Origin of the sequence: Flexivirga oryzae (genome assembly GCF_014190805.1) — a bacterium.
Taxonomy (GTDB): domain Bacteria; phylum Actinomycetota; class Actinomycetes; order Actinomycetales; family Dermatophilaceae; genus Flexivirga; species Flexivirga oryzae.
Genome location: NZ_JACHVQ010000001.1, coordinates 2,522,412 through 2,541,619 on the forward strand (window position 1 = coordinate 2,522,412; position 19,208 = coordinate 2,541,619).

The following is a 19,208-nucleotide window of genomic DNA, read 5'->3' on the forward strand; positions in this document are numbered from 1 at the left end:
GGCTGGGACCGTTTCGGCGCTCGGACAATTCTGCCAGAGAGGTGCCGATCCGGCGAAATCGGCCGGTTCGGCGACTACTTCATCGTCCCCTGCGACAGCGAGCCCTGCAGCTGCCGCTGGAAGAGGATGTAGGCGATCAGGACCGGTACGACGGTGATGACCACGCCGGCGAACATCGCGCCGTAGTTGACCTCGTAACCGGCCGACGACACGAAGTTGTACATGCCCTGCGACAACACGTAGTTCTTCTCGTTGGTGTTCAACGCGACCGGCAGCAGGAACTGGTTCCACAGGCCGAGGAAGTTGAAGATCGCCACCGCCGCGATGCCCGGCTTGGCCATCGGCAGCATCACCTGGATGAACGTCCGCCAGTCGCCGGCACCGTCCAGCTCGGCGGCCTCCATGATCTCCGCGGGCAGCGCCCGGAAGAACGGGTAGAGGAAGAAGACGGTGAACGGGAAGGCGAAGGCGACATACGTCAGGATCAGGCCCGGGAAGGTGTTGAGCAGCCCGATGTTCTTCAGCACGAAGAACAACGGCACGATCGCCAGGAAGATCGGGAAGGTGTTGCCGGCCAGGATCAGGTAGTAGATGAACCGGCTGCCCCGGAACGGGAACCGCGACAACGAGTAGGCGCACATCGACCCCAGCGCCATCACCAGGACCAGCGCGATGGTCACCACGATGACGGTGTTGAGCAGGTCGCGGCCCAGGCCGGAGTCGTTCCACGCCGAGGAGAAGTTGCTGGTCAGGTTGCCCCAGAAGTCGTGGGGCATCTCCCACGGACCCTTGAAGATCTCGCTCGTGGAGCGCGAGGACGAGAAGAACGTCCAGACCAGCGGCAGGATGACGATGAGCGCCCAGAAGATCAGGACGATGTGCGAGCAGATGACGATCGCGAGTTCGCCCGACCCGCGCCGGCGCACCGTGACCGGGCGGCCGGTCGGCGCCGGTGGCTGGCCCGAGGCGTCCGCGGAAGGCTCCGGCCCGGACGGCTTGGTCAGGTTGATGTTGGAGCTCACTGTTCCCTCCCGGCGATCAACCGGTTGACGCCGAACACGATGCCCGCGAAGGCGAGCGTGAGCACGGCGAGCACCACACCCATCGCGCTGGCGCGGCCGAAGTGTCCTTCGGTGAAGGCGGTCTTGTAGAGGTCCTGCGAGATCGTGTAGGTCGAGTTGCTGGGGCCGCCGGTCGGGTTCAGCGCCGCCATGTAGACGAACGCGTCCAGTGCCACCACGCCCAGATAGACGTATGCCGTCTGCACGGTCTCGCGCACCATCGGCAGCGTCACCGACCACATGCTCCGCAGGCGCCCGGCGCCGTCGATGCGCGCGGCGTCATACAACTCGGCGGGGATGCTCTTGATGGCCGCGACGAACAGCACCATGTAGAACCCGACGAAACCCCAGATGATCACGAACACCGAGGCCGGCATCGCCGACTTGACCTCGCCCAGCCAGGCGAACGACTCGAAGTTGTTCCCCCAGCCGAACGGCAGGTGGGTCAGCACACCGTTGAGCATGCCCTTGGACGGGTCGTAGATCTGTGCCCAGATCACGCCGATGACGATCGCGGGGATCGTGTAGGGGAAGAACGACACGACCCGGTAGATGTTCGAGCCCTTCAGACCACGGACCGCACCGGTGCTGGAGCCGCCGACGGTCACCATGGTGGCCAGCAGGAAGCTCAGGACGACGGTCAGGAACGGCACCACGATCGCCAGGATGATGTTGTTGCGGATCGTCTTGCGGAAGATGTCGTCGCCGAAGATGTAGGTGTAGTTGTCCAGTCCGATGAAGTTCATCGTCGACGTGAAGCCGCCCCAGTCGGTCAGCGAGTAGTAGATCGCCTGGATGAACGGCCAGATGACCAAGCCGATGTAGATGACCATCGGCAGTCCGATCGTCACCAGCAGGAAGCCGATGCGGGACGGACGAACGCGCCTGCCACCAGCCCGCTTGGGGCTGGTGACAGGCGCGGCAACCGGGAGTCCGGTCACTTGATCTCGACCTTCTTGACGGAGGAGTCGTTCGCCACCTTGTCGGTGATCTGCTGCAGTGCGCTGGTCAGGCCCTTGGCGTCCAGTTGCCCGGACAGGAAGCTGTTCCAGGGGACCAGCATGTCCGGGTTGGTGCCGTAGAGGTCGACGAAGCGGATGTTGAAGACGTTGTCACCGGCGCCGTCCAGCATCTTGATCTGCGACTGCAGCGCGGTCGACCCGAAGCCGCTGGACGGGACGGTGCCCTTGACGATGGTCGGGGCCAGCTTCGTCTTGGCGAAGTTGGTCGCGGCCTCCTTGGACAGCATCGCCCGCAGCAGCTCCTTGCCGCCGGCGACGTTCTTGGCCTGGCTCGGGACGATGAACTGCTCGCCCGGTGCGGCGTTGAGCGCCTCGTACGGCATCTTGCTGGACGAGGTCAGCGTCGGCTCCGGGATGCCGGTCATCTTGAAGCCCTTCTTGGTCTGGGACTTCATTTCGTTCTCGATCCACGACCCGGACGGGTAGAGGATGCCGGACTCGTCGTTGCTCCACTGCGCCTGTGCCTGGGTGAACTGCGTGCCGGCGCCACCGGGCTTCATGTAACCGGACTTGATGATCTTCTCCAGCTTGGCGAACACGCCCTGGATCGCGGGCATCGACCAGCACTTCGGCTTGAGGTTCTCCAGCGCGAGACGCATCTCGTCGCCGCCCTCCTTGATCGCCGAGTCCATGCACAGCGTCTGGTAGTAGGTGGCGGCTTCCTTACCCCAGACGAACAGGTACTTCTTCTTCGTCTTGGCCTTGGCGCCCAGGTCGAGCAGGTCGTCCCAGGTCTTCGGCGCGGTCCAGCCGTTCTGCTCGAACAGGCTCGCGGAGTACCAGAGTCCGTAGATCGTCATCACGTAGTTGAGGACGAGCATCTTGTCGCCGACCAGGCCGCGCTCGCGCACACCCGGGTAGAGCGAGTCGGAGATCTTGGTGCCCTCCAGGTTGTTGGCGTCGAGCACCGAGCTGAGGTCCTCCAGCTTGCTGGCGATCGTGTTGATGCCGATGGCGTTCGCACCGGAGTCGTCGACCAGGTCCGGCGGGTTGCCGCTGACGAAACGCGGCTGCAACTGCTGCGCGATCTGCGTCGACGGAGACACCTTGACCTTGCTGCCCGACCACTTCTTCTCGAGGACCTTGCCCGCGAAGCTGACGTAGTCGGTGCCGTAACCGCCGTTGAAGATCACCGCGTCGACGGTGCTCTTCGCGGAGAATCCGAACGGGTTGTCGGACGAGGTCTTGCCCGTGGCCGCCGTGCTGCCACCGCCGCTCCCGGTCCCACTGCTGCCACCGCCGGCGCAGGACGCGAGGGCGCCCCCGACCGGCAGTGCCAGGCCGGCCGCCAGAGCGGTGCGCATGACCGTCCGCCGGTTGACCTTGGAGTCGATTTGAGTCATGGCCGCGTTACCTCCAGTTATTCATTGCCAAGGCACAGTCTCTGCGTGGTCCGGCCGTGCGGCCGGCGACTGCACGCCCCACACAATATGATTAGTTTTGCCAGTATGTGCGTCTTTCGGCGCATAAACAATCACAAATTTGCAACAGCACGCTGACCTCCGACCGTGACCGACGAGTCGGCACCCCAACCAGCTCCGAGGCCCACATGCACCTCATCGACTCTGCCCCACCCACGGTTGTCCGGGCTACTCGCCTCGCCGTCACCGGCTCGAATCCTGGCCCCGACAGCACGCTGCCGGCATACCGGCCGATCCGGGCGATGACGACGAGCTCCGTCGGGGCCGACGCCTCCCCGCAGATGCGGGCGCGGGTGGCGCGTGGTCGCCTGCGCAGTCCCCTGCCGTATGGCGTGCAGTCCGACTACGACCGGGGCGACCGTCGACGGGACCTGCCGGCTGTCACTCTCGACAACGGCATCCTGCGTGCGACCGTGCTGCCGACGCTGGGCGGGCGGGTCTGGTCGCTGCGCGACCTGCGGGCCGACCGGGAGCTGTTGCTGGTGCCGGAACGGCTGCGGTTCGCCGGTTTCGCCCTGACCGACGCGTGGTTCGCCGGCGGCATCGAGTGGAACCTCGGCTCCACCGGGCACGCGACCACCACCTGCCGGCCGATGCACGCCGCCGTGGTCGACTCCCCCACCGGGCAGGCGCTGCGGCTGTGGGAGTGGGAGCGCACCCGTGACCTGGTCCTGGTCATCGACCTGACGCTGGCCGGCGACCGGCTGCTCGCGTCCACCCGGGTGATCAACCCGGACCCGGAGCCCAAACCGCTGTACTACTGGACCAACATCGCCGTCCCGGAGACGCCCGGCACCCGGGTGCTGACTCCCGCCACCCACGCCTGGCGCACCAGCTACTCCGGGTCGCTGGACCTGGTGCCGGTGCCGCACCCGGAGGGCCCGGTGGACATCAGCTACCCGGCGGCCTCGTCCGCATCGGCCGACTACTTCTTCGACGTGGCTGACCAGGCCGGACGGTCGATCACGGCCGTCGAACCGGACGGCACCGGCTTCGCCCAGACGTCGACCGCCGAGTTGCGCGGCCGCAAGCTGTTCCTCTGGGGCCACGCACCGGGCGGCCGCCGGTGGCAGCGCTGGCTGGTCGGCGACCAGAGGTATGCCGAGATCCAGGCCGGCGTCTGCGCGACGCAGTTGGAGCACGATCTGATCGACGGCGCGTCGGAGCGGTCCTGGACCGAGGCGTTCGGCCCGGCAGAGCTCGACCCGGCCGTCGTGGCCGGTCCGTTCGAGGAAGCAGCGGCAGCTGCGGCGGACTCCGTCGCGGCTGCGGTGCCCGTCGCCGATCTGGAGGCGTGGCACGAGCGGTGGCTGCGTGACTTCGCGACAGTCCCACCAGCAGAGCTTGTCGCGACCGGATCCGGTTGGGGCCGGGTCGAATTGGCCCTGCGTGGCGATGGCGCGCCGTCCGGCGTCGTGTTCCCGGACGTCGACGACGACAGCCGACTGGGTGCCGCGGTCCTCGCCGGCGACGCGATCGACGAGCCGCTGCTGCCGCCCGTCTCTCCTCGCTGGCGGGCCGCGATCGACACCGCCCCGGCGGGCTGGTGGCGCTCCTACGCGCTCGGGGTGGCCGCACATCTCGACGGCGACACCACCGACGCGACCCGGCATTACCGAGACAGCATCGCCCTCCGCCCGAGCGCCGTCGCGCTGCGCGGCCTGGCGATCCTGAGCGACGACCCGGGCGCCGCGGCTGCGCTGTATGCCCGGGCCCGCGAACTCGACCCGCAGAGCCGCGGCCTGCTCACCGAACAGGTCCGGCTGCTGCTCGACACCGGGCACGCCGAACAGGCGCTGGCCGCCATCGACGCGACAGGGCCGTCGTTGCGCGAGCACGGCCGCACCCGGTTGCTGCGAGCCCGCGCACTGCACGCGCTCGGCCGCGACAACGAGGCCGCCGCGCTGCTCGTCGATCTGGAGGTGCCCGACCTCGCCGAGGGCGACCGTGTCATCGGGGACCTGTGGCGTGAGGTCTGCCCCGACCGGCCGCTCCCGGAGGCGCTCGACTTCAGCATGACCGGCTGACGCTTCTTCATCGACCGGCAGACCACCGCATTGACCGGCATACGAATTTCGGCGGATTCGGTATGCCGCTCAATGCACGGGTATGCCGGTCAATCGGTGGCGGAGCGGCGCTTGGAGAGTGTGACGGTGCCCGGCGGGTCGTCGCGGGTCACGATCCGGAACCCGGCGCGGCGGTACATCCGCTGGTTGTCCTCGCTGCCGGCGCCCGTCATCAGGCTGTATGACGCGGCCGCCGCCGGCGCCGCCCCCTGGATGAACTCCAGCAGCGCGCGGCCGAAACCCCGGCCGTGCAGGTCCGGGGCGACCATGAGCCGTCCGATGTGCCAGTCGGTGCCCGCTCCGGCCGGACCGTCCTGCAGCCGGCCGCGCACCGAGCCGACCAGACGGCCGTCGATGCGAGCGGCATACGTCGTCCAGTCGCGCAGCGACTCGGTCAGGGACTGCAGCGTCTCGTGCTGTGCCGGGATCTGCAGGGTCCGGTTGGCGATGCCCTCCTTGAGCCAGCAGGCGTGCGTCATGGTGAGCAGCTCGCCGATGTCCGCTGGCGCGGCGACCGCGATCGCCAGTTGTTCCGCGCCCGCCGCCGCGGCGCGTGGCAACAGGTCTGGCCGGCGGGCCGCGGTGCGCTGCAGCCGCTGCTCGTGCCGCCAGGCGGCGATCCGTCCGTGGTCGCCGGACAACAACACCTCGGGCACCGAACGTCCTTGCCAGTGCTCGGGTTTGGTGTAGACGGGGTATTCGAGCAGCCCGTCCTCGTGCGACTCCTCGACGAGCGAGTCGGCGTTGCCGATCACACCCGGCACGAGCCGGGCGACGGCCTCGATGACCGCGAGCGCCGCCACTTCCCCGCCGTTGAGCACGTAGTCGCCGAGGGAGACGATGCGCACGTCGAAGTCCCGCGCGGCGTAGTCGTAGACGCGCTCGTCGATGCCCTCGTAGCGGCCGCAGGCGAAGACGAGGTGGTCGCGGCGGGCCAGTTCCCGGGCCAGCGCCTGGTCGAGACGCTGCCCGCCCGGGCCGGGGATGATCAGCGTCGGCCGCGAGTCGGTCTGCGCTGCCACATGATCCAGTGCCTCGGCCCAGGGCTCCGGCTTCATCACCATGCCGGCGCCGCCGCCGTACGGGGTGTCGTCGACGGTGCGGTGCCGGTCGTGGGTGAACGCGCGCAGGTCGTGCACCTGCAGCTCGATCAGGCCGTCGCGGCGGGCCTTGCCGATCAGCGACAGGTCGAGCGGCGCGAGGTAGTCGGGGAAGATGGACACGACGTCGATGCGCACGGTCACTGCTCCGTCAGGTCGAACAGCCCGGGTGGTGCATCGACGACGATCTGGCCGGCCTCGAGGTCGACGACCGGGACGATCTGTTCGACGAAGGGCACGTAGCCGGTGCGCCCGTTCGTGAGCCGCACCTCGAGCAGGTCCTGCACCGGCCGGTCGTGCAGCTCGACGACCGTGCCGAGCGGGTGTCCGTCCGGGTCGACCACGTCGAGGCCGACGAGGTCCTCGGCATACCAGGCGTCGTCCTCCTCGGTGTCGTCCGCGGACATCAGCAGGCGGGTGCCGCGCAGCGCTTCCGCGGCGGTGCGGTCGGTCGCCTCCTCGAAGGACAGCAGGTGGATCCCGTTGTGCACACGATGGGTTCGCAGCGTGAGCGGCCCGGTCGCGGCCGGGTCGGTCGCGAACGCGGTGCCGACGACGAAGCGGTCGTCGGGTGCGTCGGTGTGCAACCGGACCGTCACCTCGCCCTTCAGGCCGTGCGGCTTGCCGATGCGTGCGACGACGACGTCGTCGGTCTCGGTCTTCATGCCACCCACTCGCCGGCGCGCATGACGCGCTGGACCGTGTGGTCGGCGTCCAGGACCACCAGATCGGCGCGGGAGCCCACCGCCAGGCTGCCGCGGTCGCCGAGGCCGAGCACCCGTGCCGGATTGGCCGAGGCCGCGGCAGAGGCGACCTCGACGGGGACGCCGTCGCGGACGGCCCTGGCGAAGGCGTTGTCCATGGTGAGCGAGCTGCCGGCCAGCGACCCGTTGGCGAGCCGGGCGGCTCCGTCCTCGACCCACACCCGCTGGCCGCCGAGCACGTACTCGCCGTCACCCACACCCGTGGCGTCGATCGCGTCGGTGATCAGCACCAGCCGGTCGCTGCCGCGTGCGAGCACCTCGCGCAGCACCGCGGGGTGCAGGTGGATGCCGTCGTTGATCGTCTCGCAGGGCACGCCCGCGTCCAGGCTGGCCAGGACCGGTCCCGGCTCGCGGTGATGGATCGGGCGCATGCCGTTGAACAGGTGGGTGGCCAAGGTGGCGCCGTGCTCGAACGCCGCGGTCGCCTGCTCGTATGACGCATCCGTGTGACCGACCGCGGCGATCACGCCGGCCCGCACCGCCGCGTCCACCAGGTCGAGCGCACCCGGCAGCTCGGGCGCGATCGTGATGACCTTCAGGTGCCCGCGCGCGGCCGCCACCATCCGGTCGAACGCATCGAGGTCCGGCTCCAGCAGGTGATCGGGATTCTGTGCGCCGCAGCGGACGTGGGAGAGGAACGGTCCTTCGAGGTGCGCGCCGGCGATCTCCCCCGCGTCGGCCAGGTCGGCGGCCCAGCCCAGCTGCTCGCACAGCGCGTCCACCGGTGCGGTCACCAGCGACACCAGGGTCGTGGTCGTGCCGTGCCCGCGATGGAACGCGACGGCGTCGGCCATGTCCTGCGCCGAGGACGTCATGTCGTGACCGCCGCCGCCGTGCACGTGGAGGTCGACGAAACCGGGCACCACGAGCGCGCCGTCGAGCGCCATACCTCCGGCCGCGCCGCCCGCGTCCAGGGCGGTGATCCGCCCGTCGTCGATCGACAGGGAGCCCGCCACGACACCGTCCGGTGCCAGCACCCGGGCACCGCTCAGCACAAGGTTGCTCATGGTGCCAATCGAACACCACGGGCCCCGGCGGGGGCACAGCGCGCCACCCCAACGCCGGAGAGCCGGCCGAATCACCGCGCAAGTGACCGAAGATGCGCTAAACTCCGATGAATCACGCATAAACCATCATTCGTTCACCTCCGGGTGAGCAGTCAGCCGCACCCGAAGGAGCCCGACCGTGTCATACGTCGCCGCCGAGATCACCACCCAGCCCGAGGTGTGGGCACGTGCCGCGGAGCTGGCGGCGACCGCCGAGTCCGCCGCGGCGCTGCCCGCCAAGGGCGAACGCGTCGCGATCGTGGGCTGCGGGACCTCCTGGTTCATGGCACAGTCCGCGGCCGTGCTGCGCGAGCAGGCGGGTGAGGGCGAGACGGACGCGTTCGCGGCCTCCCAGTTCCCCACCGACCGCAGCTACGACCTGGTCATCGCGATCACCCGCTCGGGCACGACGACCGAGGTGATCGACCTGCTGCGCAGGCTCGGCCCCGGGCAGCGTTCGACGGTGCTCACCACCGAGGCCGAGCACCCGGTCGTGCCGCTCGCGACGCACCACGTGCTGCTCGGCTTCGCCGACGAGCAGTCGGTCGTGCAGACCCGGTTCGCGACCGGCGTGCTGGCCTGGTGGCGCGCGGCGCTCGGCGAGGACCTGACCGCCGCCATCAAGGACGCCGAGACCGAGCTGGCCACCCCGCTCGCCGACGAATGGGTCGCGGCCACCCAGTTCAGCTTCCTCGGGGACGGTTGGACCGTCGGCCTGGCCAACGAGGCCGCGCTCAAGCTGCGCGAGGCCGCACAGGCCTGGACCGAGTCCTACCCGGCGATGGAGTTCCGCCACGGACCGATCAGCATCGTCGACCAGCGTTCCGTCGTCTGGGTCTTCGGCGACGTTCCGGTCGGGCTTGCCGACCAGGTCGCCGCCACCGGTGCGACGCTGGTGCACAGTGACCTCGACCCGATGGCCAGCCTGACCAGCGCGCAGCGGGTCGCGGTGGCCCTGGCCGAAGCGGCGGGCAAGAACCCCGACGAGCCGCGCGCGCTGACCCGTTCGATCATCCTGGCGTAGTGGCGATCACGGGCCCGGTGCTCGCCGTCGACGTCGGCGGCACCTCGATCAAGGCCGCCGTCCTCGACGACGACGGCTCCGAGCGCCTGCGCCGGACGGTTCCGACGCCGTTCCCGGACGGGCCGGATGCGGTCCTGGCCGCCATCCGCGACCTCGCGAGCGACCGCGCGACCGAGGCCGCCCAGGCGGGCACGCCCGTGCAGGCCGCCGGCGTCGTCGTCCCCGGCGTGGTCGACCCGGCGGCCGGGATCGCCCGTTACGCCAGCAACATCGGCTGGCACGACGCGCCGCTGCGTGACGTCGTGAGCTCCGCGCTCGCGGTGCCGACCGCCATCGGCCACGACGTGCACGCCGCCGGCCTCGCCGAGCTGACCGCCGGTGCGGCGGTCGGTGTCGACGACGCGCTGATCGTCGTCCTCGGCACCGGCATCGCGTCGGTGGTCGTCGCGGGTGGCCGCATTGTCCGTGGCGCGACCGGCACACCCGGGGAGATCGGACACATCCCGGTCGGCGACCCGCAAACCCGTTGCCGTTGCGGGGCATTCGGCTGCACCGAAATGTTCGCCTCTGCTCGCGGCGTCTCCCGACTGTATGCCGAACGCACCGGTCGCGAGCTCGACGCAGCCGAGATCGTGGCGCGTCTCGGCACCGAACCGGACGCATCGGCGGTGTGGCAGGTGGTCACCGACACCCTGGCCCGCGCGCTCGTGTGCGGCGCGCTGCTCACCGACCCGGCGCGCATCGTGCTCGCCGGCGGCCTCGCCCAGGCGGGCGCCGCGCTCGTCATACCCACCGCGCAGGCGCTGGCCGCCGGGATGCCGTGGCGCTCCGCACCCGAACTCGTCGCGTCACCGCTCGGCGCCCGCGCCGGCCTGCTCGGCGCCGGGATCCTTGCCCGCACAGCCGGATCGGAGCACGGCGCGTGATCCTCGCGGTCTGTCTCAACCCCGCCCTGGACGTGACCTACACCGTGGGCGCGCTGCGCCCCGGCGCCTCGCACCGGGTGCGCTGGGTGCGTCGCCGCGCCGGCGGCAAGGGCATCAACGTCGCCGCCGTGTTGCACCAACAGGGTGTCGACGCGCTCGTGACCGGCCCGGTCGGCGACAGCATCGGCACCGAGCTCGCGGCCGGTCTCGACGGGGCCGGCGTCGCGCACCGGTTGACACCGATCGCCGCGGCCACGCGGCAGACCGTCACCGTCGTGGACGGCGCCGGTGAGGCAACCGTCCTGAACGAACCCGGGCCGGCGCTGACCGCTGACGAGTGGGCAACGTTCAGAGACGTTTTCGCCGATCTTGCCGAGCAGGCGGAGCTCGTCACCCTGTCCGGGAGTGTGCCCGACGGCATCCCGAGCGACGCCTACGGGCAGCTGGTCTCGATCGCGCACGAGAGCGGGACGCCGGTGATCCTGGACTGCGACGGCGAACAACTGGTCGCAGCGCTGCACGCACGCCCGGACATCGTGAAGATCAACGAGCACGAAGCGTCCGCCACGACCGGGTACGGAACCGGCTCCGTCGACGACGTCTTCGCCGCTGCAGAGGAGCTGCATGCGCTGGGTGCGGCGGAGGTCGTCATCACCCGCGGCTCGGGGGGTGTCGCGGCGCGGACCGGTGACGGCCGGTTCGTCGCGACTGCTGCCACGGTGCTGTCGGGCAATCCGACCGGCGCCGGTGACGCGTTCACCGCCGGACTCGCCGCGGCGATCGTGGCCGGGCTGGACTGGCCGTCCCGCCTGCGACGCGCGGCCGCGTGGGCGGCAGCGGCCATCCCGATGCCGACCGCAGGCGAGCTCGACCCCGTCATCGCCGCCTCCCACGAGGCGCGCACCATCATCGAGCAGAGGTAACCGGATGAGTAGCGTCAACACCGTCGATCTTGTTGCGAAAGCGCAGGATTCGGGCACAGCCGTCTTTGCGTTCAATGTCGTGACGCTCGAGCACGCCGAAGCCATCGCCGCCGGCGCTGCCGCCGCCGGCACGCCGTGCATCCTGCAGGTCAGCCACAACACGATCAGGTTCCACCACGGACCGGAGGCGATCCTCGCCGCCACGGTCGCCGTCGCGGCGACGGCCGACATACCGCTGGCGGTCCACCTCGATCACGTCACCGACCCCGACCTGGCCCTGCGCGCCGCGGAGCTCGGCGCGAGCTCGGTGATGTTCGACGCGGGGGCGCTCCCCTACACCGACAACGTCACGGCCACCGCCGAGGTGACCCGGCGTGCACACGACCTGGGTCTCTACGTCGAGGCCGAGCTGGGTTATGTCGGCGGCAAACCCGACGCCCCGGCGAGCGCGCACGCCGCGGGGGTGCGCACCGACCCCGGCGAGGCCGCCCGCTACGTCGCAGCCACCGGCGTCGACGCGCTCGCGGTCGCCGTCGGCAGCAGCCACGCGATGACCGACCGGACCGCCGTCCTCGACCACGAGCTGATCGGCGAGTTGCGCGCCGCGGCGGGGGTGCCGCTGGTGCTGCACGGTTCGTCGGGCGTCCCGGACGGGCAGTTGCTCGCCGCCGTCTCGGCGGGGATGACCAAGATCAACGTCGGCACGGCCCTCAATGTCGCCTTCACGGGGGCGGTCCGTGAGGTGCTGGCCGGGACCGAGAAGGTCGACCCGCGCCCCTATCTCACGGCCGGGCGTGACGCGATCTCCGCCGAGGTCGAGCGGCTGCTGCGACTCGGCTGAGCCCGCCGGTCTACGCGAGGACGACCTCGATGCCGGCCGCCTCGAAATCGCGCACCGCCGCGGGGTCCGCGCTGTCGTCGGTGATCAGCATGTCGATGTTCTCCGGCGGGCAGATCGTGCAGAACGCCCGCTTGCCGAGCTTGGTGGCGTCCGCGACGACGACCACCCGTTGTGAGCGGTTCGCCATCTCCCGGTTGATCTCGCCCTCGTCGTCGTGCCGGGTGGCGGCGCCGATCTGCGCAGACATCGCGTCGACCCCGATGAAGAGCAGATCGATCGTCATCGCCTCGAGCACCGGACGCGCGAAATGGCCGACCAACTCGAAGGATTGGGGCCGTATGACGCCGCCGATCACGACCACCTTCAGCGGGGGCCGGACGGCGAGGTCACTGGCGATGTTCAGGGCGTTCGTCACGACCGTCAGCGACGCGAGCGCGCCGGTCTCCCCCTCCGCCAGGTCGGCCCGGGACGACAGGCTGCGGGCGACCTCCGTCGTGGTGGTGCCGCCGTTGAAACCGACGACCGTCTGCGGCTCGATCAGCCGTGCCGCCCGGTCGGCGATCCGGCGCTTCTGGTCCGACTGGCGGGCGTTCTTGTAGCGCAGCGGCAGGTCGTAGCTGACCGAACCCGCCACGGCACCGCCGCGGGTGCGGGAGACCAGTTGCTGGTCGGCCAGTTCGTCCAGGTCCCGTCGGGCCGTCGCGGGCGAGACGCCGAAGTCGGAGACGAGTTGGTCGACGTCGATACTGCCGTCGGCGGCGATGCGCTCCAGGATCGCGTTGAACCGCTCATGTTTGCGCACAGCCCGCTCCTTGACGCTTAGTGATCCCTAGACCGAAGTTTGCGTCAAAACCCTGCAGTTGTCGAGTCAACTCCACGCAGTGAGCCGGGAGCCCGGCGCGGGCATGCCGAAGGGGTACGGCGCGAGCAACGCTCCCGCCATACCCCTTCGATTACCTTCCGGTGGAACTACCGGTCGGTGTCGACGATGTCGACCCGCACGTTCTTCCCGCCGGCCAGCGCCTTGACGACCTCACGCAGCGCCGAGGCGGTGCGTCCGGAGCGTCCGATGACCCGACCGAGATCGTCCGGGTGCACACGAACCTCCAGCAGCTCGCCGCGGCGGCCGCTCGCACGTCGCACGGTCACGTCCTCGTCGTGGTCGACGATGCCCTTGACCAGGTGCTCGAGTGCTTCCTCCAGCACGGGGCTCAGCCCTCGGAGGCGGTGTCCGCAGCAGCCTCGGCGGGTGCCTCATCGGCCTGCGCCGACTCGGTCTCCGCCGCCTTGGCCTCGTCGGCCTTCGGCTCGGCCTTCTTGCGAGCGGTCGTCGCCGACCCCTTGCCCGCGTCGTCGGAGGCGTTCTGCGCGGCGGCCAGGGCTGCCTCGTAGAGGGCCTTCTTGTCCGGCTTCGGCTCGGCGACCTTGAGGGTGCCCTCGGCGCCCGGCTCGCCCTTGAACTTCTGCCAGTCACCGGTCACCTTGAGGATCGCGGCGACCTGCTCGGTCGGCTGGGCACCAACGCCCAGCCAGTACTGCGCCCGCTCGGAGTCGAGCTTGATCAGGCTCGGCTCCTCCTTCGGGTGGTAGAGCCCGATCTCCTCGATCGCCCGGCCATCGCGCTTGGTGCGCGAGTCCATGACGACGATGCGGTACTGAGCGTTGCGGATGGCGCCCAGGCGCTTCAAACGAATCTTGACGGCCACGTTCGTGGTCTCCTTCAACATGTCAATGAGCAGCGGCGAGACCGGGGTGGGGACACACCGGGGGGCCGTTGCTCGGGGGTAGGCGTGCGACACACGAGGTGAGAGGGCCTCACGAGCGCACGGGTACGCCCGTCATTCTGCCAGAGCGCGCCCCCAGGTCCCAATCGCGACGACAACCACCGATCGAGCGGCATACCGATCCATTGAGCGGCACACCGATTTCTCTGGAATCCGTATGCCGCTCAATGCGGGGGTATGCCGGTCAATCTCGAGGTGTGACTACGACGGGTCGGCGATCTGCCCCAGGAACAGCGGTGCACCGGTGGTCGTGTCGTGTATGACGAAGAAGAACGCCCGGTCCACCACGATCCGCTGCGGCATCTGCTGCGGCACCGCGCCTGCCTGCACGCCGACCGCCGTGGCCGCAGCGGCCTCCGTCCCGTGCTGGTCGACCTTCACGACCGACTGGTGCGTGACCGAGTCGACCAGCAGCTCGCCCGGCTTCCCGGCGATGCGCGACAGGTCGCAGGCCGGGCTGAACAGTTGGGTCACCCCGAGCGCCTGCAGCGCCGGGGCCAGCTTGCTGCGGGTGTCGATCGAGAACGGCGGCATCGACAGCGAGACCGATCCCGACCCGCTGCCCCGGGTCGCCCGCAGCAGGATCGACGACAGCGAGGAACGCACCGCGCCGAACGCCCCCTTCGCCGGCAGGACGAGGGTCATCGCCAGGCCGCCGCCGACATACGGGATCGTCACGCTCTTCCAGTTCGGGCCGTCGGCCGTCGTCATACTCGACTCGACCTCCATGTAGGGGACCAGGACCTGGTCGCCCGCCGCCGTCGTGAACGGCGCCGGGTCGCCGGGTGTCTTGAAGTCCTTGGCCCACGCCGCCTTCAGGTAGAGGGCGTTGACCAGCTCCAGACGGGTCTGCCGGGTCACCGAGCCCGGACCGAGCAGGTTCGGGATCAGGTTGTTCGTGCGGTCGCTCACCCACTTGTTGATCTGCTTCGTCGCCCCGTCGGGGTCGCCCTGGAAGTCGACGACGTGCATCTGCGCGTCATACCCGGTCGCCAACTGCTCGAGGTAGTCGTGCCGCACCGGCAGTTGCCGGTCCGGCCAGAGGGAGTTGGCCGCCTGGACCACCGTCGGCTTGCCCCGGCCCTGCTTGCTGGCCGTGATCGCCTTGGCGACGGCCGCATCGACGGCGGTGATGTTGCCGGCCTGCTGCTGTTGATCCCCGCCGAGTATGTCGGCCAGCTGCGTCTCGGTCTTGCCGACAGCGCCCGCATCGGTCATCGCGAGCGCCGTGTAGATCGAGTACGGGCTGATCGAACCGTTGGCCGTCGGGCCGATCTGCGCATCCTTGAGCAGCACCTTCACCCCGAATGACGTGAGGTCCGTGCCGGCGCGGGCGTTCGGCCCCGGCGTCATACGGGCGGCCTGCACGGCGAGCACACCACCGGCCTTCGGTGTCACGGTCGCGGGTGAATCGCCCGACGGCTCACCGGTCTGCGAGCTCGGCCCGGGGCCGGCCGTGGAGCTGGAGTTGCATCCGGCAAGTGCCGTCCCCAACGACACCAGAGCGAGCGATTGCAGAGCCTGTCGACGGTTCATGGTTACCCCTTCGTGGACGTGTCGGCCGTTCTACTCTGAAGGACGCGAAGCCCCGGGGGCAGGTTGCGAGGCACCCGACCGGGACCGGTTACCGATTGGTAACGATCGGGCTGCGCGGACCGGAAAATGAAAATGCAACTGTCCGTGCTTCCGCGTAGCGTGGACGCGCCATGACCTCCACCGCCACCCGTGCCTCCGGCGACACCGTCGCCGGGCGATCCGGCACACCGTCCCCCGATCACCGCCGCCAGCTGAACCTGCGTCGGCTGGCCGGAGCGTCCACCGTTGCGACGCTGGCCATCCTGGTCGTCGGCACCATCGGACAGACCCTCGGGACCGTCGTCGCGGGCCGCCTCGCCGCGAGTCCCACCTCCGAGCTGGTGTGGCTGCTGACGCTGTGCGTGGTGGGCGGCGCTCTGCTGGACACCGTCGGCCGCTTCTGCTGGGCGTCGATCATCGACCGCGCCGAGGGTGCGCTGCGCGGTGATCTGCTCAACGCCGCACTGCACCAACCGCTTTCGCAGTTGTCGGAGCAAGCGGTCGGCGAGATCCTGGACCGCGTCGACGACGACACGCACGAGGTCGGCACCCTGATGCGCCAGCAGGTGTGGCGCCTGCTGCAGACCCTGGTCGCACTGGTCCCGATGTGGATCATCGCCGGTGTGACCTGGTGGCCGGCCTGGTTGCTGTTCCCGGTGATCGCCTCCGTGACGTTCTTCGTGATCAAGCCCCGCCTGCACGAGCTCGCCCAGCGCAAGGTCGCCGAGGAGATCGCCTGGACCGACCACGCGGCGGCCCTGGAGGAGGGCATCGCCGGAGCCGACGACCTGCGCACCAGCCTCGGCCAGTCCTTCGCGGTCGCCCGGCTCGCCCGGCTGTCCGCGACCATCCACGAGCGGTTCCGCCAGGTGCTCCACCTCGAGTGGCTGCTCACCCTGCGCGCCAGCGTGCTGTTGCACGCACTGCTGGCCGGTGTCGGTGTCGTCGGCGTCGGGCTGGTGTCCAGCGGTGGCATGTCGGTGGCGGCCGTCGTCACACTCTTCCTGGTCACGACGACGTTCGTCGGCCAGATCGACATGACCGCCCGTCACCTGCCCGACCTGCAGACCGGCATCGGTGCGGTGATCCGGTTGCGCCAGATGCTCTCGGTCGAGCCGGAGCCCACCGGCGGTGCGGCACTGCCGGACGCGCCCCTCGACATACGACTGGACGGCCTGCGGTTCAGTTACGACGAGGGAACGTTCGCACTGCAGGACATCGACCTGCACGTCCCTGCCGGGCACACCGTGGCGCTCGTCGGACGCACCGGGTCGGGCAAGTCGACGCTCGCGTCGTTGCTGTCACGTGCCGTGGAGCCGCCCACCGGGATGGTCTACCTGGGCGGCGTCGACGTCACCACGCTCGACCTGGAGCAACTGCGGTCCGCGGTCGGCGTCGTCACCCAGCGCACCGAGCTGCTGGTCGGCACGCTCGCGGAGAACATCGCGTTGTTCGCCGATCTGCCGCGCGCGACGATCGAGGGCGCCGTCGAGCGCCTCGGCCTGACCGACTGGGTCGACAGCCTCCCGGACGGTCTCGACACCGTGCTCGGCCCGAGCGGCACGTCGCTGTCCGCCGGTGAGGAGCAACTGGTCGCGTTCGCCCGGTTGCTGGTGCGTGATGTGCGGGTGGTGGTGCTCGACGAGGCCACCGCCCGGATGGATCCGCTCACCGAGCGGCGCGTGGTGTCCGCGGCCGAGCACCTGCTCGCCGGGCGCACCGGTGTGCTCGTCGCGCACCGGCTGAGCACGATCGCGCGCGCCGAGCAGGTCGCGGTCCTCGACCACGGCCGGCTGGTGCAGGCCGGCCCGCGCGAGCAGCTCGCGCGGACTACGGGACCGTTCCGGTCGCTGCTCGAGGCGTCCTCCACCGCCGACGAGGAGGCACCTGCCGAAGCGGCCGGCGTCCAGGTCGGCGGTCGCCGCCGGGCGGGCACTCCCCCGGAGCTGCTGGATCTCGGGCACGGCCCGTCGCTGACGCGTGGCATCGCGCACGCGCTGGTCATCACCCCGCGGTGGGGTCTGATGGCGATCGGCATGTTCTTCGGGTCCGCGCTGCTCGGCTCGCTCGGTGCCGTCACCGGGCTGGTCTGGGGCAACGCCGTCGAGAACCTCAAGGACGGCAGCACGCCCTCGACCCTGGCCGTGCTGCTGGTGATCTGTCTGATCTCCGGCCCGGTGATGCTGTCCGAGGCGATCCGGCGCTATCCGCGGTGGTGGGTCGAGGTGCTGCTGCGCACCCGCATGCAGGTGCTGCTGGGCCAGACCCGGGGCCACCGGATGGTCAAGACACCGCCCGGCGAGGTGATGGGCCGGGCGCTCGACTCCGACCGCTACGCGCAATACGCCGACCGCTGGGTCGACTTCATCAACGGACTGCTGATCGCGGTCGTCACCGCGATCATCGGTGGCACCGTGCTGGCCGGTCTCGTGCTGCTCGGCGTGATGGTCGGTGCGGCCGTGGCCTCGGCCGGCGGGCGGCCGATCGCCGGCCGGTCCGCCGCCAAGGCGTCCAAGTCGCGTGCCAACTTCGGCCGGGCGCTGGTCTCGGCGCTGGACTCGGCACGCACGGTGAAGCTTGCGGCACGCACGCCGGAGATCCACCGGCACCTGCAGCGGGTCGACGCCGGCCGCGTCGAGGCCGCCGTGTCCGAGCACCGGGTGCGCGCCCTCCTCGACGGAGTGCCGATCGTGCTGGTGCAGGTGGGCGTCGTCGTCGCGTGGGCGTGCTACCTGGAGGAGGTGTGGGGGCTGGCGACGGCGATCCTGGTGTCGAACGCCGTCAGCGGGTTCGACTGGTTCGGCCGGGTGGCCGGGTCCGTCGTGACCGAGGCGCCGGGTGCGCGCGCGTGGCAGAAGGCCACCAGCCGGTTCGCCGGCGGCGTCGACCTGGTCAGCATCCCGGACGGGATCGATCTCGTGGCGGGCACGGCGCCCGCACCACCGGTCGTCCCGCGGAAACCGTTGCAGGAGCTGTCGATCCGCGGCTTCTCGGCGATCCACGACGACGGCACGATCGGCGTCAGCAACGTCGACCTGACGGTGCGCCGTGGCGAGTTCGTGCTGCTGCTGGGTCAGATCGGCTCGGGCAAGTCCAGCCTGCTCGGGTCGCTCGCGGGGCTGATCTCGCACAGTGGCTCCCTCACCTGGAACGGCGAGCAGGTCACCGACGGTCAGGCGTTCCTGCGTCCGGCTCAGGTGGCGCACGTCGCGCAGGTGCCGCGGGTGCTGTCCGGCACGTTCGCCGACAACGTCCAGCTCGGCTTCGACCGGCCGTTCGACGAGCCGGTGGCGACCGCGCGGCTGGCCCCGGACGTCGAGGCCGCCGGCGGCGCCGACTCGATCATCGGTCACCGCGGAGTGCGGCTGTCCGGGGGTCAGGTCCAGCGGCTGGCGCTCGCGCGTGCCCTGGCGACCGACAGCGAGTTGCTGCTCGCCGACGACGTGTCCAGTGCGCTCGACGCGACGACCGAGGTCGAGCTGTGGGCCGCCCTGCGCGACCGGCACAGCACCGTGGTCGGGGCGACGTCCAAGCGTGCCGCACTGGCCCAGGCCGACCGGGTGGTGGTGCTGGTCGACGGTGTCGTCACCGCGGTCGGGCCGTGGACCGAACTCGCCGACGAGTGGGACCACCTGGCCGGGTGACGCGCACGGCA

The 19,208-nt window shown here is 70.2% G+C and carries 16 protein-coding genes; 6 read left to right on the plus strand and 10 right to left on the minus strand.

Annotation, left to right across the window (positions count from 1 at the left end):
- Positions 1–74: 74 nt before the first annotated feature.
- The 3 genes from FHU39_RS11925 to ngcE all read right to left on the minus strand — a co-directional run bounded on the left by FHU39_RS11925 (position 75) and on the right by ngcE (position 3,426).
- On the minus strand, positions 75–926 hold the full coding sequence (locus FHU39_RS11925; protein ID WP_183321028.1) for a carbohydrate ABC transporter permease: 852 nt from the start codon (positions 924–926) through the stop codon (positions 75–77).
- A gap of 92 nt (positions 927–1,018) precedes the next feature.
- Positions 1,019–2,002, minus strand: a complete 984-nt coding sequence (locus FHU39_RS11930) for a carbohydrate ABC transporter permease (protein WP_343065844.1) — start codon at positions 2,000–2,002, stop codon at positions 1,019–1,021.
- Positions 1,999–3,426: an N-acetylglucosamine/diacetylchitobiose ABC transporter substrate-binding protein gene (ngcE, locus tag FHU39_RS11935; protein ID WP_183320578.1), complete on the minus strand. Its 1,428-nt coding sequence runs from the start codon at positions 3,424–3,426 to the stop codon at positions 1,999–2,001. Before ngcE ends, FHU39_RS11930 begins: the two co-directional genes overlap by 4 nt.
- Before the next feature lie 206 nt (positions 3,427–3,632).
- On the opposite strand from ngcE, the gene FHU39_RS11940 reads away from it, so the two are divergent.
- A complete protein-coding gene (locus FHU39_RS11940; RefSeq protein WP_183320579.1) occupies positions 3,633–5,531 on the plus strand; it encodes a DUF5107 domain-containing protein in 1,899 nt (632 codons plus the stop codon).
- 89 nt (positions 5,532–5,620) lie between these two features.
- Here the strand turns inward: FHU39_RS11940 and trmD are convergent, their stop codons facing one another.
- From trmD to nagA, 3 genes are read right to left on the minus strand one after another with little or no spacing between them, the layout of a single operon-like run.
- A complete protein-coding gene (gene trmD / locus FHU39_RS11945) occupies positions 5,621–6,808 on the minus strand; it encodes a tRNA (guanosine(37)-N1)-methyltransferase TrmD (protein ID WP_183320580.1) in 1,188 nt (395 codons plus the stop codon).
- A gap of 2 nt (positions 6,809–6,810) precedes the next feature.
- Positions 6,811–7,335, minus strand: a complete 525-nt coding sequence (gene rimM / locus FHU39_RS11950; protein WP_183320581.1) for a ribosome maturation factor RimM — start codon at positions 7,333–7,335, stop codon at positions 6,811–6,813.
- Complete coding sequence (gene nagA, locus FHU39_RS11955; protein WP_183320582.1) at positions 7,332–8,441, minus strand: N-acetylglucosamine-6-phosphate deacetylase; 1,110 nt, start codon at positions 8,439–8,441, stop codon at positions 7,332–7,334. The genes rimM and nagA overlap by 4 nt, the downstream gene beginning before the upstream one ends.
- 178 nt (positions 8,442–8,619) lie before the next feature.
- On the opposite strand from nagA, the gene FHU39_RS11960 reads away from it, so the two are divergent.
- Genes FHU39_RS11960 through FHU39_RS11975 form a run of 4 tightly spaced genes read left to right on the plus strand, consistent with a single transcriptional unit; the run spans position 8,620 to position 12,194 of the window.
- Positions 8,620–9,504 carry a sugar isomerase gene (locus tag FHU39_RS11960; protein ID WP_183320583.1) on the plus strand — a complete coding sequence of 295 codons (885 nt, stop codon included), beginning with the start codon at positions 8,620–8,622 and terminating at the stop codon, positions 9,502–9,504.
- Entirely contained in the window at positions 9,504–10,430 is a 927-nt protein-coding gene (locus FHU39_RS11965) for an ROK family protein (protein ID WP_183320584.1), read from the plus strand. The genes FHU39_RS11960 and FHU39_RS11965 overlap by 1 nt, the downstream gene beginning before the upstream one ends.
- Positions 10,427–11,353 carry a hexose kinase gene (locus FHU39_RS11970; RefSeq protein ID WP_183320585.1) on the plus strand — a complete coding sequence of 309 codons (927 nt, stop codon included), beginning with the start codon at positions 10,427–10,429 and terminating at the stop codon, positions 11,351–11,353. The genes FHU39_RS11965 and FHU39_RS11970 overlap by 4 nt, the downstream gene beginning before the upstream one ends.
- A gap of 4 nt (positions 11,354–11,357) precedes the next feature.
- Positions 11,358–12,194: a class II fructose-bisphosphate aldolase gene (locus FHU39_RS11975; protein WP_183320586.1), complete on the plus strand. Its 837-nt coding sequence runs from the start codon at positions 11,358–11,360 to the stop codon at positions 12,192–12,194.
- 10 nt (positions 12,195–12,204) lie between these two features.
- Here the strand turns inward: FHU39_RS11975 and FHU39_RS11980 are convergent, their stop codons facing one another.
- The 4 genes from FHU39_RS11980 to FHU39_RS11995 all read right to left on the minus strand — a co-directional run bounded on the left by FHU39_RS11980 (position 12,205) and on the right by FHU39_RS11995 (position 15,514).
- A complete protein-coding gene (locus FHU39_RS11980; RefSeq protein ID WP_183320587.1) occupies positions 12,205–12,996 on the minus strand; it encodes a DeoR family transcriptional regulator in 792 nt (263 codons plus the stop codon).
- Positions 12,997–13,163: 167 nt separating this feature from the next.
- The gene (locus FHU39_RS11985) at positions 13,164–13,400 is read right to left on the minus strand and encodes an RNA-binding protein (protein ID WP_183320588.1); all 237 of its coding nucleotides are present in this window, start codon (positions 13,398–13,400) and stop codon (positions 13,164–13,166) included.
- Positions 13,401–13,405: 5 nt separating this feature from the next.
- Positions 13,406–13,900: a 30S ribosomal protein S16 gene (rpsP, locus tag FHU39_RS11990; protein WP_183320589.1), complete on the minus strand. Its 495-nt coding sequence runs from the start codon at positions 13,898–13,900 to the stop codon at positions 13,406–13,408.
- A gap of 279 nt (positions 13,901–14,179) precedes the next feature.
- Positions 14,180–15,514: a serpin family protein gene (locus tag FHU39_RS11995; RefSeq protein ID WP_183320590.1), complete on the minus strand. Its 1,335-nt coding sequence runs from the start codon at positions 15,512–15,514 to the stop codon at positions 14,180–14,182.
- A gap of 170 nt (positions 15,515–15,684) precedes the next feature.
- On the opposite strand from FHU39_RS11995, the gene FHU39_RS12000 reads away from it, so the two are divergent.
- The gene (locus FHU39_RS12000) at positions 15,685–19,197 is read left to right on the plus strand and encodes an ATP-binding cassette domain-containing protein (RefSeq protein WP_183320591.1); all 3,513 of its coding nucleotides are present in this window, start codon (positions 15,685–15,687) and stop codon (positions 19,195–19,197) included.
- Positions 19,198–19,208: the final 11 nt, after the last annotated feature.

What these genes read in the sequence shown, in the direction of transcription:
- nagA (WP_183320582.1), bottom strand. Translation starts at nt 8,441, where the DNA reads ATGAGCAACCTTGTGCTGAGCGGTGCCCGGGTGCTGGCACCGGACGGT.
- FHU39_RS11940 (WP_183320579.1), top strand. Translation starts at nt 3,633, where the DNA reads ATGCACCTCATCGACTCTGCCCCACCCACGGTTGTCCGGGCTACTCGC.
- FHU39_RS12000 (WP_183320591.1), top strand. Translation starts at nt 15,685, where the DNA reads ATGACCTCCACCGCCACCCGTGCCTCCGGCGACACCGTCGCCGGGCGA.
- FHU39_RS11995 (WP_183320590.1), bottom strand. Translation starts at nt 15,514, where the DNA reads ATGAACCGTCGACAGGCTCTGCAATCGCTCGCTCTGGTGTCGTTGGGG.
- FHU39_RS11975 (WP_183320586.1), top strand. Translation starts at nt 11,358, where the DNA reads ATGAGTAGCGTCAACACCGTCGATCTTGTTGCGAAAGCGCAGGATTCG.
- ngcE (WP_183320578.1), bottom strand. Translation starts at nt 3,426, where the DNA reads ATGACTCAAATCGACTCCAAGGTCAACCGGCGGACGGTCATGCGCACC.
- rimM (WP_183320581.1), bottom strand. Translation starts at nt 7,335, where the DNA reads ATGAAGACCGAGACCGACGACGTCGTCGTCGCACGCATCGGCAAGCCG.